This is a genomic window from Ereboglobus sp. PH5-5 (assembly GCF_029504805.1).
Lineage (GTDB): Bacteria > Verrucomicrobiota > Verrucomicrobiia > Opitutales > Opitutaceae > Ereboglobus.
The window spans coordinates 97272-112408 of the sequence record NZ_JAQFIT010000010.1 but is presented as its reverse complement, the minus strand read 5'-3'; the positions used below and the strand labels follow the sequence as shown (position 1 = coordinate 112408).

14 protein-coding genes are annotated in these 15137 nt (G+C 60.6%); 10 read left to right on the top strand and 4 right to left on the bottom strand.

Annotated elements, in window-relative coordinates:
- Positions 1 to 181: 181 nt before the first annotated feature.
- The 7 genes from M2103_RS08220 (at position 182) to M2103_RS08190 (ending at position 6162) form a co-directional block, all read left to right on the top strand.
- On the top strand, positions 182 to 1045 hold the full coding sequence (locus tag M2103_RS08220) for a prephenate dehydrogenase/arogenate dehydrogenase family protein (protein WP_277509883.1): 864 nt from the start codon (positions 182 to 184) through the stop codon (positions 1043 to 1045).
- Positions 1042 to 2361, top strand: coding sequence for a 3-phosphoshikimate 1-carboxyvinyltransferase (gene aroA / locus M2103_RS08215; protein WP_277509882.1), 1320 nt, complete (start codon positions 1042 to 1044; stop codon positions 2359 to 2361). Before M2103_RS08220 ends, aroA begins: the two co-directional genes overlap by 4 nt.
- A gap of 167 nt (positions 2362 to 2528) precedes the next feature.
- A complete protein-coding gene (locus M2103_RS08210) occupies positions 2529 to 3179 on the top strand; it encodes a (d)CMP kinase (protein ID WP_277509881.1) in 651 nt (216 codons plus the stop codon).
- A gap of 115 nt (positions 3180 to 3294) precedes the next feature.
- On the top strand, positions 3295 to 3954 hold the full coding sequence (locus M2103_RS08205; RefSeq protein WP_277509880.1) for a lysophospholipid acyltransferase family protein: 660 nt from the start codon (positions 3295 to 3297) through the stop codon (positions 3952 to 3954).
- Between the two features lie 98 nt (positions 3955 to 4052).
- Positions 4053 to 4634, top strand: coding sequence for a hypothetical protein (locus M2103_RS08200; RefSeq protein ID WP_277509879.1), 582 nt, complete (start codon positions 4053 to 4055; stop codon positions 4632 to 4634).
- A gap of 151 nt (positions 4635 to 4785) precedes the next feature.
- The gene (locus tag M2103_RS08195; protein ID WP_277509877.1) at positions 4786 to 5364 is read left to right on the top strand and encodes a hypothetical protein; all 579 of its coding nucleotides are present in this window, start codon (positions 4786 to 4788) and stop codon (positions 5362 to 5364) included.
- 201 nt (positions 5365 to 5565) lie between these two features.
- Positions 5566 to 6162 carry a hypothetical protein gene (locus M2103_RS08190; RefSeq protein ID WP_277509876.1) on the top strand — a complete coding sequence of 199 codons (597 nt, stop codon included), beginning with the start codon at positions 5566 to 5568 and terminating at the stop codon, positions 6160 to 6162.
- Between the two features lie 76 nt (positions 6163 to 6238).
- On the opposite strand, the gene M2103_RS08185 is transcribed toward M2103_RS08190, so the two are convergent.
- Entirely contained in the window at positions 6239 to 7336 is a 1098-nt protein-coding gene (locus M2103_RS08185) for a Gfo/Idh/MocA family oxidoreductase (protein ID WP_277509875.1), read from the bottom strand.
- Between the two features lie 88 nt (positions 7337 to 7424).
- Positions 7425 to 9236: a DUF5696 domain-containing protein gene (locus M2103_RS08180; protein WP_277509874.1), complete on the bottom strand. Its 1812-nt coding sequence runs from the start codon at positions 9234 to 9236 to the stop codon at positions 7425 to 7427.
- Between the two features lie 138 nt (positions 9237 to 9374).
- On the opposite strand from M2103_RS08180, the gene M2103_RS08175 reads away from it, so the two are divergent.
- From M2103_RS08175 to M2103_RS08165, 3 genes are all read left to right on the top strand, one after another.
- A complete protein-coding gene (locus M2103_RS08175; protein WP_277509873.1) occupies positions 9375 to 10901 on the top strand; it encodes a DUF1570 domain-containing protein in 1527 nt (508 codons plus the stop codon).
- A 90-nt stretch (positions 10902 to 10991) separates the two neighbouring features.
- Positions 10992 to 11699: a DUF502 domain-containing protein gene (locus tag M2103_RS08170; protein ID WP_277509872.1), complete on the top strand. Its 708-nt coding sequence runs from the start codon at positions 10992 to 10994 to the stop codon at positions 11697 to 11699.
- A gap of 70 nt (positions 11700 to 11769) precedes the next feature.
- A complete protein-coding gene (locus M2103_RS08165) occupies positions 11770 to 12396 on the top strand; it encodes a hypothetical protein (protein WP_277509871.1) in 627 nt (208 codons plus the stop codon).
- A gap of 71 nt (positions 12397 to 12467) precedes the next feature.
- On the opposite strand, the gene M2103_RS08160 is transcribed toward M2103_RS08165, so the two are convergent.
- Together M2103_RS08160 and M2103_RS08155 are read right to left on the bottom strand one after the other, a co-directional pair.
- Positions 12468 to 13595 carry a 3-deoxy-7-phosphoheptulonate synthase gene (locus tag M2103_RS08160; protein WP_277509870.1) on the bottom strand — a complete coding sequence of 376 codons (1128 nt, stop codon included), beginning with the start codon at positions 13593 to 13595 and terminating at the stop codon, positions 12468 to 12470.
- Between the two features lie 147 nt (positions 13596 to 13742).
- Positions 13743 to 15128: a DUF1501 domain-containing protein gene (locus M2103_RS08155; protein ID WP_277509869.1), complete on the bottom strand. Its 1386-nt coding sequence runs from the start codon at positions 15126 to 15128 to the stop codon at positions 13743 to 13745.
- Positions 15129 to 15137: the final 9 nt, after the last annotated feature.

The following is a 15137-nucleotide window of genomic DNA, read 5'->3' as shown; positions in this document are numbered from 1 at the left end:
CGCGTCGCGCCGTCTTGCGGGCAAGATGCCCGCGCTCCCAGGATGTATCCGGCTTGGAAACGAACGTTGCCTTGCTTCCGCCCTTCCGCGATTAAAACCGGTTTCAGCCGTGCCATTAAGAAGTGAAGGAGGTCAGGTTTTCTGACTTCTTAAATCTTAAATCTTAATTCTTAATTCCCCCGTGCTCGACCACCTCGCAATCCTGGCTCCCGGACTCCTCGGCGCATCAGTCGCCAAGGCCGCCCGCGCGCGCAACGCCGCGCGGCACATCACCATCTGGGCGCGCCGCCCCGAAACGCGCGACGCGCTTCGATCCCAACCCTTCGCCGACACCATCGCCGACACGCCCGTCGACGCCGTTCGCGACGCCGACCTCGTCGTCCTCGCCGCGCCCGTTGAAAAAATCATCGAACTCGCCGCGCAAATCGCCCCCGCGCTCAAACCCGGCGCCATCATCACCGATGTTGGCAGCGTCAAGACCCGCATCTGCCGCGAATGCTCCGCCGCCATGCCTCCGCACGCGCTCTTCATCGGCTCGCATCCCATGGCCGGCAGCGCAAAAAGCGGCTGGGAAAACGCCAACGCCAGCCTCTTCGAAAACTGCACCATCTTCGTCATGCAGCCCGAAAACGAGCTGCAAGTCAGCGCGCTCGCCTTCGCACTCAAAGTCGCCTCAGTGTGCGATTTTTGGGACAGCCTCGGCGCCACCCCCGTGATCGTCACGCCCTCGCAGCACGACGAAATTGTCGCGCACATAAGCCACCTTCCTCAAGCGCTCGCCACCACACTCGCCGTGCTCCTCGCGAAAAAAAATCCCGAGTGGCGCGACTACGCCGGCAACGGCCTGCGCGACACCACGCGCATCGCCGCGAGCGACGCCACCATGTGGGTTGAGATCTTTCAACAAAACCGCGACGACATCCTCCGCGCCCTCGACGCCTGCCAGGCCGAGCTCGCCGCCTTCCGCGACGCCCTCGAAAAAGACGACTGGCCGCAACTCCGCGCCCGCCTCGAAGCCGGCAAACAATTCCGCGACGCGTTATGAGCCCGCTTCCCGCGCAACTTCCCGTCGTCCCGATCACGCGCCCCGTCTCCGGCGAAATCACGCTGCCCGGCTCGAAAAGCATCACCAACCGCGCGCTCATACTCTCCGCGCTTTGCGACGCCCCCGTCACGCTCACCGGCGCGCTCTTCAGCGAGGACACCGCGCTCATGATCGCCGCCCTGCGCCAGCTCGGCCTCGAAATTGAAACCGACGAACTCGCCCGCACGATTCGTGTCTCCGGCCAATCCGCGATTCGCAATCCGCAATCCGCATTCACCGACATTCACGTTGGTCTCGCCGGCACCGCCGCCCGCTTCCTCACCGCGCTCTGCGCCGCCGCGCCGCGCGGCGTATATCGCATCGACGGCGTTCCGCAAATGCGCAAGCGCCCCATGCGCGGCCTGCTCGACGCGCTCACCTCGCTCGGCGCCGACATCCGTTTCCTGGGCGAGCCGCACCACTTTCCCGTTGAAATCCACGCGCGCGGCCTGCGCGGCGGCCCGGTCGAAATCGACGCCACGGAAAGCAGCCAGATGCTCTCCGCGCTCCTCATGATTTCGCCGCTCTGCGAAACACCGCCCGACATCCGCCTCTCCGCCCCCGTGCGCCAGCCCTTCGTTGAAATGACGAAAAGAATGATGGCGCAATTCGGATTAAAAAACGCAGCGCAAACCCATGGACTGGAAGCCCGTGCCACCGCCTACGCCATCGAGCCCGACGCCACCGCGGCCAGCTATTTTCTCGCGCTCCCCCTCGTCACCGGCGGCACACTCGCGCTCAATGCCCTTCGCGGCCCCGGCTCCGGCAGTCTGCAAGGCGACACCCGCTTCGCCACCGTCCTCACGGAACTCGGCCTCGGTATCCAAGAAACGGATACAGGCCTGACCGCCACCGCCGCGCGACTGTCCGCCATTCCGCATTCTTACAATTTCAACGAATTTTCCGACACCTTCCTCACCCTCGCCGCGATCGCGCCGCTCCTTCCGCATCCCGTGCGCATCACCGGCATCGCGCACACGCGCAAACAGGAAACAGACCGCGTCGCCGGCATGGCGCGCGAGCTCGCGCGCCTCGGCCAGCACGTCATCGAAACCGAGGACTCGCTCGAAATCCACCCGCGCCCGCTCCTCGCCGGACAAACCATCGACACCTATCACGACCACCGCTTCGCCATGAGCTTCGGCATTCTCGGCTGCCACGACCTCCACGGCGACGGACGCCCCTGGCTCACCATCGACAACCCCGCCTGCTGCGCGAAAACCTTTCCTGATTTTTTCGAGCAACTCGAAAAAATCAGGGAAAAACTGAAAGGCTGAAGGACTGAAGGGCTGAAAGAAAAACAACGCATCAGCAAAAAATCTCAAATCGCGCACACATATCCACATTTTCACACTTCACCTTTCACGCACAAATCCTACAGCCTTGGCAGATTCGCACTTCGTTCGGAACAGCCCTTCAGTTCTTCAGCCTTTCAGTCCTTCACATGTCTCCCTTCATCATTGCCATCGACGGCGGCGCAGCCTCCGGCAAATCGTCCACCGCCCGCGCGCTCAGCGAGCGCTTCAATCTTCTGCATGTTGACACCGGCTCGTTCTACCGCGCCATCGCCGCCGAGCTCCTTCGCCGAAACCTCACCCCCGACGATCTTCCCGCCATCCGCACCGCGCTTCCGGAAATCAGCCTCGACACACAAGTCAACGGACGCACCGCGCACATGAAAATCGGCGGACGCCCCATAGACACCGCCGAAATCCGCACGCCCGAGGTCAACACCACCGTCGCCCGGTTCGCCGCCATTCCCGAAGTCCGCGCCGCGCTTCTCGCCTACCAGCGCGGCCAGGCCGATGTCGCCCGCGCGCACGACCTTCGCGGCCTCGTGATGGAAGGCCGCGACATCGGCTCGGTTATTTTTCCCGACGCGGACCTCCGCTTTTTCCTCGACGCCGACCCGGTCAAACGCGCCGAGCGCCGCCGGAAGGAAGGCCTGATGGACAAAGTCGCCGAGCGCGATGTCCTGGACAACATTCGCCTTCGTGAAAGCGCCAAGGGCGCGATCATGATCGACAGCACAAACCTCGACCTGCCCCAAGTCGTCGGGAAAATCTCCGGCATCGTCGCTGAAAAACTCACATGAACCGCATCAGCCAGCAAGGTAGGGCGAAGCTTCAGGCTGAGCCGCAATCATCCGCAAACCCAAGTCGCTCACGGCTCAGCCGGAGGCTTCGCCCTACCCTCGCAAACGCGCGCGCATGAGCTACGCCTTTCGCCAAATCGAAATGGATCGCTGGTATGGGTTTTTCCTCTACCTCGACGCCGTGTTGATGGACATCGCGTTTCGCGGCGATGTTTACGGCCAGGACAACCTGCCCAAGCGCGGGCCGTATATGATCGCGTGCAACCACGCCAGTTTTCTCGACCCGCCGCTCGTCGGCGCGTTTCTGCCGCACCAAGTGCGCTTCTTCGCGCGCAAGACACTTTGGAAACCCGGCTTCGCGAGCTGGTGGCTCAACGCTGTCGGCACGATTCCCGTTGACCGCGACGGCGGCTCCGACGTGAAGGCGATCAAGGCCGTGCTGCAAACGATGAAGGACAAGAAGGTCGTGATCATGTTTCCCGAGGGCACGCGCTCGCCCGACGGTAGCCTGCAAACCGCCAAGCCCGGCGTCGGCATGTTTGCCTGTCGCACGGGCGTGCCGATCGTGCCCGCGCGCATTTTTGATTCGCACAAAGCCTTCGGCACCGACGGAAAACTCCACCCCTGCACGCCCGTGCCGGTCGTCTATGGCAAACCGCTCGGCCCCGCCGACTACGACGATCCCTCAAAAGGCAAGGAGCGCTACCAGCACGCCAGCGACATCATCATGTCGCGCATCGCCGCGCTCCAGCGCCCCAATCCGCCGGTGATCTGATCCAGACGAAGACATCCGCTTGCCCAACGCAGCGGGTTGCGCCACAAAAACGGATGACCCAACTCCCCTTCCCCGACTAAAAAACAAATTCTCCGAATATGAAAACCGTGAGACAGTTCATGATAATAATGCTGGCGGCCGCGCTCTTCGCCGCGGGCACACTCGATGCGCGGGACATTTCGGATTATATCAAGGAACTCGACGAGTGCCCGTATCCGGGGATGGACAAGGAGTATTATTTGAGGCACTGCATTTGGGTCGAGCGGGGCAAGCACAGGACGACCAATTACGCGCGCGGTGAAATACTGCCCGTGAACACGAAGGTGACGCTTCTTTACTTGTCCAGCAGCGTCATGTCCATTCGGGTGAACGAAACAGGCAAGGTTGTGAAGGTGACCAACGTGATCAATTTTTCGAGGAAACACATGTCGACGATCGCCCGCCTCATGCTGTCACCGACAGAGGTTTCCATCGGCGGGGAATTTGCGAAAAGCATCCGCAGCGGCGAACTGCGCATCGGCATGACAAAGGAGGAAGTCATCATGACGCGCGGCTGGCCCCCGGCGCACAAAACCGAATCGCTCGCCCTGGACAAATGGATGTATTGGAGCAGTAAGCTCGTCGTGCACACGCTGGAGTTTGAGGGCGAAAAGCTCGTCAAGGGACGCGGGATACACTGAGCGGAAAAACCTGATTGAGGCCTGGCGGGGAGAGACCCCGCGGCCCGCGCGCGCCCTGGGTGCAACGCGGGCTTGAATGCGTTTCCGTTTTCATTTTTTCTAGTCTTAGAACAAAAACTTTTCCGTTCAAAAACCTCAAAATCCAAAAAACATGAAAACGCTAAAATGGTTCGCAACATTAACAATGGCGGCTTTGCTCTCATCGGGCGCGCTCAATGCGAGGGATGTTTCCGATTACCTCAAGGAACTCGAAAAATCCCCGGCGCCCGAGCCGGGCAAGGAGTATTACCTGCGCTATTGCATCTGGCATGAAAACGACGCGCACAACACCACCAACTACACGCGCGGCGACCTCGTGCCAGCAAACACCAAGGTGACGCTTCTCGAATTGTCCGGCAGGAGAATGACCATTCGGATAAGCACGACCGGAGCCACCGTGAAAATCGACAACGCGGAAAAGTTCACCCGGAAAAACATGAAAATAATCGCCCGCAACATGCTCTCGCCGACCGAGGTTTCGATCAGCAAGGAATTCGCCGACAGCATTCGCAACGGGGAATTGCGCATCGGCATGACCAAGGAGGAGGCAATCATGGCGCGCGGCTGGCCTCCGGCGCACAAAACCGGCTCGCTTACGCGCGACACATGGACCTATTGGAGCAGCCGCTTTGTCACGCAGGCGGTCGTGTTCAAGGACGGCAAATTGGACGCGGGACGCGGCATCAATTAACCAACTGGCGCGCACCCAAACGCCCGCATGAGGAACCCCGCGAAAAGCCGCGGGGTTCTTTGTTTTCCAGAGGGAAAACAGCCCGCCATTGAAACAAAAAGGGATTTTTCCCGCGCGTCTTTTTTGTAAAAAAACTGAAAACCCAAAAACTTTCGAACTGGAATGAAAACTTTTTAGGCAATTTGAGTCTAATACCAATGTATGAAAACAATAACCCGTTTTGTGGCCGCCGCCCCCCTTGCATTCCTGCTCGCGTTTTGCGGAACGCTTCGCGCCGGAGACATCGCCGATTACGTCAAGGAAATCGAGAAGGCGCCGATCCCAGAGGAAGGGAAAGCGTATTATCTACGCCACGCCATCTGGTGCGAGATGTGGAAATATGACGCGACGAATTATGCCCGTGGCACATTGCTGCCGATCAACACAAAGGTGCGCGTCGAGAAAATGCTCGGCGAAACAATGTCGATTCGCGTGATCTCAAGCTCGCAACTCGTCTGGATTCGCAACCGGACCAAATACACCGACAAGAGCATGTATGAGGTCGCGCGGCGGATGCTTTCGGAAAAGGAAATTTCACTGAAGGGCCACGAGAAGGAAACGGCGGCGGCCATACAAAGCGGGCGAATGATTTTGGGGATGACCAAGGAGGAAGTCATCATGGCCCGCGGCTGGCCGCCCGCGCATCGCACGCCATCGCTCGACCTGAACACATGGGTTTACTGGCCGAGCCGGTTTGTCACGCAGACAATCATCTTCAAGGACGGCAAGCTCGCCGAAGGGCGGGATATCGGCAACTGACGCGCCGGGAGCGCAAAAAAAGCACAGACAGAAATGTCTGTGCTTTTTTTAACGTGTTTTGCGACGATTCGCGTGCTCAGCACTTCGCCGGCCTGCCGGTTTTGGCGCTGGTGTAGAGGGCGTCGATGATGCGCATGAGCGTCACGGCCTCGGTGGCGGTGTTGAGCGGTTTTTCGCGGCCTTCAATCGCGGCGACAAAATTCGCGGCGGCGCTGACGCGCCCCATCGTCTCATCGGGGGGAACGATAATTTCGCGGTTCACGGAATGGCCGTTTTCCTGCGAGTAGAGTTCGCAAGTGTCGGTCGCGGTGGAATCGATGCCATCCTGCCCGAAGAGACGGCGGACGAGTCCGCCGGCCTTGGTGCCCTGAAAGGCGACGGAAACCTCCTCGCGTTTGACGAGCTCGGCCCAGGATGACTGCATGGTGAGCACCTGGCCGGTCTTGAAACGGATGAAGCCATGACAGGCGTTTTCAACGTCGGTGACGCCATTTTTCGCGTCGGGAATGCCCCACGGTCCCTTGAACTGTTTGTCGGTGATGAAGTCGGCGAAGGTTTGCCCGAGCGCCCATTCGGGTTCGGGGTAGCCCATGAAGTGGAGCGCGAGGTCGAGCATGTGGAGGAGGTCGATCACGGGACCGCCGCCGGAGAGCGCCTTGCTGGTGAACCAGCCGCCGAAGCCGGGAATGCCGGTGCGGCGAACCCATTTGGCCTGCGCGGAGTTGACGCGCCCCGCCACCCCCTGGTCGATGTAGGCTTTCATGGCGCGCGATTCGGGACGGGCGCGGTTGTTAAAATCAAACATGAGCGTGCGCCTGGCCTTTGCGGCGGCGGTGGCCATGGCGCGGGCTTCGCGGGCGTTGAGCGCGGGCGGTTTTTCGCAGAAAACGTGCTTGCCGGCCTTGAGCGCCTGAAGCGCGAGCGGCGCGTGAAATTTGTTGGGAACGATGATTGAGACCGCGTTGATTTCGGGGCAGTCGCGGAGCATTTCCTCAACACTGCCGAAAGAGCGGGCTACGTTCTCGCGCGCGGCGGTTTTTGCGGCGGCGGCGGGATTGGTGTCGGCGATGGCGGCTATTTCAGCGCCCGCGGAGCGGAAGCCTTCCGCGTGGTAGCGGGACATGCCGCCCGCGCCAATGATGCCGATGGTGGTTTTCTTCGAGGATTTTTTCATGGGTTCGGTAAAACGTGCGAAACAATGCGGAGGATGCAAGCCAACTCAATTCCTGCCCGGGCGCGGGCGGCGGGCGCGGGAGCGGCGCTTATTTTCCGACAACGATGTAGCTCATCGACTTCACTTTCCTGCCGTTGTAATCGAAGTCCGTGGCGCGATAGTTCGTCACGATGGCCGTGCCGTCGGAAAAACTCGTCTTGAACACGTTCTCGGCAATCTGGTCGTGCCCTTCCATCGTCTCATACTGGAGATGCTTGAGGCGTTCAAATTCGTCGAAACCGCGTTTCACGGCCCTGACCGATTCAGCCAGCTCCTCGTCGGTGTCGCAGCGCAAATCCTCCACGCCCATCCAAGCTCGGTTGCCCTCGCGGTAATTCGAGTAAAAATAATACAGCGGGCGTCCGGCGAACTCGATCATCTTCAATTGTGTGAACGGTTTTTTAATCGTGTAATTCGTGGCGCGGGAAAACGGCGTGCTCAAAATGTAACCGCTGTAGACGAGTTGCCAGAACGGCACATGGCGATCCACGAGGCTGGGCAGCGGTTTGTCCGGATCGTAATGAATGGAAACATACAGGGCGTAATCCAGGTGCGGCAAACAGTGGTCGAAGCCGCCCTCCGAGGCCACGCCGCCGAAAACCGACTGGGCGTCGCCCATGATTTTCCGGGCCCATTCGGCGTAGCCTTCCTTGGTCAGGGGATGCTCCGGCGAATAGCAGGCCATCGGGGTGATGATCGAAAAAACGTCGATGTAATGCGCGCCGCGGAATCCGAGATCGCGGATTTTTCGGTGGTCGTCCCTGGCAAAGCGCTCATACATGCGCTGCGGGCAGGCCAGATACGCCACGCCGCCGCTGAGCGGTGGCTTCTGCCGGGCCATCGAGCCGTCCTTGAGGCGTATCACGTCGCGGCCATCGTCCCAAAGCCCGGCGATCCGGGAGACGCTGTAGATGTCGTAATTGCAAGTGTGGCAGACGATTTGATAACCCTCTTGTTGCGTTTTCTTAATCGCGGCCCGGAGTTTCGCCTCGCCGCCGAGCCGTTCGTCAACGGGAAACAGTTGGGGAAACCGGCCGTCGTGGCCGCCGATGTTCCAGCCGACAAGGCAGAACTCCGCCTTGTCGACGCCCTGCTTTTTGAACTCGGCGACGATTTGCTGGAAGCGGTCGAAGGAAACGGCGACTTTCATCGGCGGCTCGTTTTCGGCGTTCTGTTCCTCGACACTGGTCGGCATCGGTTTCCATCCCATTCGAACCCTCACTTCCATCGCCTCGGCGGCGTATTTTAACCCGGGGTTTTCCTTGACCCGGTCGCGAAGCGGGCGGATGAGTTTTCGTTGAAGCTGGAATTGCCGGTAAGTCCTGGCCATGTCGGCGTAGGTGGCGTCCCTGCCGAGCTGGTGAAACTCGATCTTCAGGTCGTCGCAAGCGTCGTCGCCGTGGAGTTCCAGCCGGGGAAAGACGGTGTATTTGTTATCCGCAACCCTCGCCATCTGGAAGAGATAGTAACGCATGCCGGTGGCGATCACCGTCATGGCCGCCTTCGGGGTTTTGACGCCGAACATCGGCATCGAGATGCGCGAGTTTCGATAATGGCCGTCTATCCGGGCCTTGAACTCACCATACATGCCATCGCTGAAAACGTAAAACCCGCCGTCTCCCGCCGTCGCCGTGGCGAAGGGGTGGTGGATTTCGGCGTATTTCACATTTTTAGGAATATCATTTTTTGGGATGTTGAGATAGTGAACGCTGCCCTCCTGGCGGAGCGGAACGGTGCGCCATTCCGTGCTGTCGTCCATGAAGGTGTAAAAAATCCTCGCCGCCAAATCGGCCGCCCGGGACGTGGCGGAGCCGAGCATGAGAATGCTTAGCGCAAGAAAAACGAAATGCTGTTTTATCATAGTTTTTTGGGAGCGGGTAATAACAGGCGTTGCGCCAAGGGGTGACAAATAGGTGCCGGCCCTTGTTGTGCAAGCTGTTTTGCGGTTGATTTGGCGGGGGCAAAAACGGCATGGTGTTTTCCGAAAACCGCAAACCCCGTGAGCTTCAAAAAAAACAGGTCCCCCCTCTATTATTTCCGCGCATTGCTTCTGGCCGTGGCGTGCATCCTCGGCGCGACGAGGGCGGGCGCGGCGGAACAATGGTTGCGGCTTTCAAGCAAGCATTTCGACATGCTCAGTTGCACGGACGAGAACGACTCGCGCCGCGTGCTCGCCGAAATGGAGCGGTTTCGCATGGCGTTTTTCACCTGGTTCGACGAGCGCAAGATGTATTACCCGCGCCCGTTGATTTTTGTGTTCAACTCCAACGCGCAATTCAAGCCATACAACAAGATGGCCGACGGCACGCATGCGCACCGGGGCGGCGTTTTTATGAGGAGCCAGCTCGGGCCGCGCATCGCGATGCCCCGGGGATCGTCGGGCCGGGGCATGACAACGGTTTTTCACGAGTGCGCGCACTCGCTGGTCGCGGCCTCGGGGCTGCGGCTTCCTCTCTGGCTCAACGAGGGTGTGGCGGAGGTGTTCGAGACGTTCGGCACGCGCGGCGGCGAGCCGGTGCTCGGCATGCGCAGCAACAAGCACATGCGGCTGCTGCTCGTTAAACAACTCATCCCAATGGACGAGTTTTTTAACGTCACCATGCAGTCGCCCCACTACACCGATCCCGCGAGGATGAGGTTGTTTTACGCTCAGGCGTGGCTGGTCACGCACTACATAATGCTCGGGCCGCGGGGCCGGTCGCAGCCGGCCGAAAACCTCCGGAAATACATTGAGCTGTATAAAAAGAAACGGAAACCGTCCGAGGCGGATTTTCGCGAGGCGTTCGGGCTCGGTTACGCGGAGCTGGAGCGAGTGCTGCGCGCTTATGTGATAAGCGACCACAACAGGCATTATTCGCCGAGGCTGCCCGCGGCGTCCACGCACGACGGCGTCACCTGCCGCAAGGCGGAAATGCGCGAGGTCGAGTGCGAACTGGCCGCCTTGAAAATCCGGATGACCCACGATCACAGCGAGCGATCCACGAAGCGTTTTGAGCGGTTGGTGAAAAAATACGGGGATTACCCGCGCGTATGGGAACTGTATGCGGAGATTTCGCCGCGCGACAAAAAAAACGCCCATGTCGAAAAAGCCGTGGCGCTCGGCTCGCGCAATCCGCTGGCGCGCCTGTGGCTTTTGCGCGAGAGGGTAAACGGCATTCGCTGGTCGCTCGTCAACCGCCTGCCGGATGAGGATGCGGCAAAGCTGCGGCAGAACGCGGCGGCGGTGCTCGAGCTGGAGCCGGATTGCATGGAGGCGCACGCATTGCTCGCGACGGTCGAGTCGCAGTGCGAAACGATGAACGATTCCGCTCTGGAGCGCGCGAAAGCGGCGCTGGCCGACATGAACGAGGCCGAGTATCACCAAACACAGCTCGCGATAGCGGTGGCGTGCTGGCGGGGTGACGACAACGAACAGGCGCGCGAGATCGCCGGGCAACTGCTCGAAGAACCCGGCTTAAGCGCGACAATAAAGCTCCGCGCGACGACGCTGCGCAATCGCATCGCGCGCTCTGCGCGGAAGAACTAAGCTAACGCGGTGCCCTCGCCAATTCCGCAAGCACGGAAGCTTGGTGTTGCCGAGGGCGGGGAGTTTGTGTTTCGTTGACGCCTTTCTCAAATGGCACCCGTCAATCTACCAGCTCAGGACTCACCACAGGCAAGGCATCCATTGCTCATGAAATTGAGAAACGGTTTTGTCGCGGGATTGGTGCTGCTGGCGCCGATAGGAATCACGGCATTTGTGTTTTCGTGGGTTTTCAAAAGGTCGGGCGGCATTCTGCGCCCGCTGTTCCAGGGATACCTGCCGGAATGGATCAAGCCGGACAGCATCATCTGGGATGTTTTCTCCACGCTTGTGCTGATTGCGCTGATCACGCTGCTGGGGCTTGTGTCGAGGTATGTCATGAGCCGGTGGTTTTTGAAATTCATCGACCGGCTGATCCGGAGCATCCCCGGAGTGAGCGCGGTCTATGGAGCGGTGAAGCAGATTATCGACACGTTCAGCACCAAAAACAAAAACGTGTTCAGCAAGGTGGTGCTGGTGCAGTTTCCGAGGCAGGGCATGTATTCGGTTGGCTTCCTCACAAACGAGATGGTGGGCGAGGTGCAGGAAAAAACCGCCGAGAAGGTTTCGGCCGTGTTTGTGCCGACGACGCCAAACCCGACGACCGGCTTTCTAATCATGCTGCCGAAGGAAGACATCATCGAACTCGACATGACTGTGGGCGAGGGAATGAAGATGATCGTGTCAGTGGGAGCCGTGACCCCGCCGTGGCCCCCCGACGCCCCGAAGCCGGAGGCTTCGGAGCTAATGAAAAATGAATAATGTGGAATGGGCGGCATGTTACATCAACAATGGCGCGCCCGAGCCGGGCTGAAAAGAAAGGCGGTTCGTCATGGCGAGGCTTACTCTTACGACTGATGCGTTCGTGCTGTTGAGGCGCCCCTCGACCACGGATGCGTTTCAGGTGCTCTCGGTGTTTTCCGGGGCGCAGGGAATGCTGCTGGTGTTGCAGCGTGTTTCGAAATCGAAGCGGAAGGGCGAGGTGGCGATGGCGCTGGATCTTTTCAACGAGGTGTCGCTGGTGCTCGAAAGCTCGAACCAGGGGCAAACATGGTTTGTGCGCGAGGCGCGCGTGCTGCGAAGCGCGGAGGGAATCGGCCGCGACTACGAGGCGCTGCAGCGCGCGTCGGCGTTTGCGTGGCTCGTGGCGCAAAACACAATCCCCGAGGAAACACGGGCGCGGGTGTATGCACTATTGGGACAGGCGTTTGGCGCGTTCGCGGAATCGCCGAGGCCGGATGTGGCGTATGTGAAAGCGTTGTATTGCCTGGCGCGCGACGAGGGATATCCGGTGAAGCAGGAGTGGGTGCGCTCGCTCGCGGCCGCGGATCGCGCACAGGTGGCGGAACTGCTCAACAAACCGCTCGCTGAGCAATCGGCAAACGCGGAAGCCGTGGGAAGATTGCGCGAACGCCTGGAGGCATGGGTGCGCACGCAGACGGACATTATTGTTGGCTAAACCACAAATCACGCCCCCTTAAAAAAGCGTTTTTCGGCGATCCGAATTCGTATTAGAAAAACGAATACAAATTATTTCATCCCGGCAACGGCCTTGCGCCGACTGCGGACGGCTCCGGCGAGTTGCTCCAGGATCGGCTCGGTTTGCTCGAACGAAATGCAGGCGTCGGTGATGCTCACGCCGTATTTGTCCGGCTTGTCCTGCCTGCCTTCGCGCAGGTGGCTTTCGAGCATCACGCCGGCAATCGCCCGCGTGCCGGCGGCGACTTGCCGCGCCAAATCCGCGGCGACCGCAGGCTGCCGGCGATGGTCCTTCTCGCTGTTTCCATGCGAGCAATCCACGACAACAACGCCGGGCTGTCCCGCCTTCGCAAGCATCGCGGTCGCGTCGGCGATGTGCCCGGCTTTGTAATTGACGCCGGTGCGCGCGCCGCCGCGCAGGATGAGATGCGCGTCGGGGTTGCCGGTCGTGTTGAAAATCGCCGCCACGCCGTCGTCCGTCACGGACGGAAACCAGTGCGGGCGCCTGGCCGCGCCGAGCGCGTCGATGGCTATTTGCACGCTGCCGGTGGTGTCGTTTTTGAAGCCGACCGGCATCGGCAGGCCCGACGCCAGCTCGCGGTGAACCTGGCTTTGCGAGGTGCGCGCGCCAATGGCGCCGTAGCAAACCATGTCCGCGATGTATTTCAGGATGATCGTGTCAAGAAATTCGGTCGCCGCCGGCATGCCCGTTTTAACCAAGTCGCGGAGCAGTTGCCTCGCGATGCGCAGGCCGTCGTTAATCCTAAAACTATTGTCGATATACGGGTCGTTGATCAGGCCCTTCCATCCGGCGACGGTGCGCGGCTTTTCGAAATAAGCGCGCATGACGACAAACAAATCCTCCTCGTGTTTTTTCCCGAGCGCCGCCAGCCGCCGGGCGTATTCGAGCGCGGCCTCCGTGTCGTGAATCGAGCACGGGCCGGCAATGACAAGCAGGCGGTCGTCGCGCTGTTTCAAAATATCGCCTATCCGGGCGCGCGCCCCAGCGACGAATCCGGCCTCCGCCGGCGACAGGGCCAGTTCCTCGATTAAAACCGCGGGCGGGAGCAGCGCGCGTGAATACGATATGCGCGGCGCGGGGGCGCGTCTTTCGTCATGGGTGACGCTTATCGTCAAGTCTGCGCAAGGCGTCGGAATGCAGGGGAGTGAGGAAATCATTTGTGTAATATGCCGGGGCGGTGAAAGTGCGGTTACCGAGCTTGAGACGCTTCCTATTCGCCGTGGTAACAACGCTCCGAATTTACAGAGGAAGGTGTGCGCGCGGCGTGCCGTGATGTTGTGGCGAGTGTGATTGTTTAGTTTTTCCTACATGATTTCTTTCAGCAGTCCGCCCGAGGGGACGCCCTCGGCCGCCGTGGGCATGGCGCGCACGTCGAGACCTTGCGGGTTTGGCAGGCGGGCGGCGGGGTCGATTCCGAGCTGGTGGTAAACGCTTCCGATAACATCGCACGGATAGACGGGGCGCTCCTTCACCTCCTCGGCCTTCGCGTCCGACGCACCGACGATCTGGCCGCCCTTGAAACCGCCGCCGGCGATCACGGTGCTGAACACCCTGCCCCAATGTCCGCGACCTCCGTTCCAAGGAGCCTCCCACATGACGCGCGGCGTGCGTCCAAACTCGCCGCCGATCCAGACGATGGTGCTTTCCAACAGCCCGCGCTCCGACAAATCCTGGAGCAGGGTCGCCACGCCTTGGTCGAACTCGGGCAGCATTCGCTTCATTTCAGGGAAGTGGTCTTTGTGCGTGTCCCAGCCGGGATATTTTATGATGACGCAGGGAACGCCGCGCTCAACCAGCCGGCGAGCGACGAGGCATGACTGCCCGAAGGTCGTCCGGCGCGGCGCGGATGCGGGCGCGGCGGAGCCGGAGCTTTGCACCACCGTGGCGCGTCCGTAGCGGTCGCGCAGCGCGTCGTTTTCGCCGGAGAGGTCGAAGGCTTTTGCGCCGTCGCCGATGATCATGTCGTAGGCTTGGTCCTGCGAGCGCGCGAACGCCTCCAGTCCCGGATTGCCCGGATGCGCGCCTTTCATCGCGTCGAGTTTGTGGAGCAGTTCGCGCCGCTTGCGCTGTTGTTCGTCGGTGAGGCCTTCCGCGACGATTCCCTCGACGATGAACCGCTCCTGCGCCGGGTCGCCGCCGGTTGCGAAGGGCCTGTGACGCGTCCCCAAAAATCCCGCCTCGTCGAAACGTCCCAGCGGCTCGGTCAGGGTGATGTAGGGCGGAAGCTGGCCCTGGTAGCCGCCGGCGTAACCTTTGAGCAGCGAGACAACGGCGCCCGCGCACGGATAGACGAGCTGGCCGCCGGGCGTGCGTCCGGTTTGCGTCATGTAGGTCGCGGTTTCGTGGGCGTCGCTGCCGTGCGTCATGCTGCGGATGATGGAATATTTGTCCGCCTGCTTCGCGAGCAGCGGCAGCATTTCGCCGATTCGTATGCCGCTCACATTGGTCTCGATTGCCTTGCGGAGCGGACCGCAAAAATCGGCGCCGCATTCCGGTTTGGGGTCGAAGGTGTCGATGTGCGACGGGCCGCCGTCCATCCAGATTTGAATCATCGCCTTTGCCTTGCCGCCGGCTCCGGGCAGTTGCGGCTCGGCGAGCGCGCGAATCGTCGCGTTGCCGGCGAGGTAGAGTCCCGCCGCGCCCCAAAAGCTGTGTTTGAGCATTTCCCGGCGTGTGATGAGTTTTTTCATGGGTTTGTC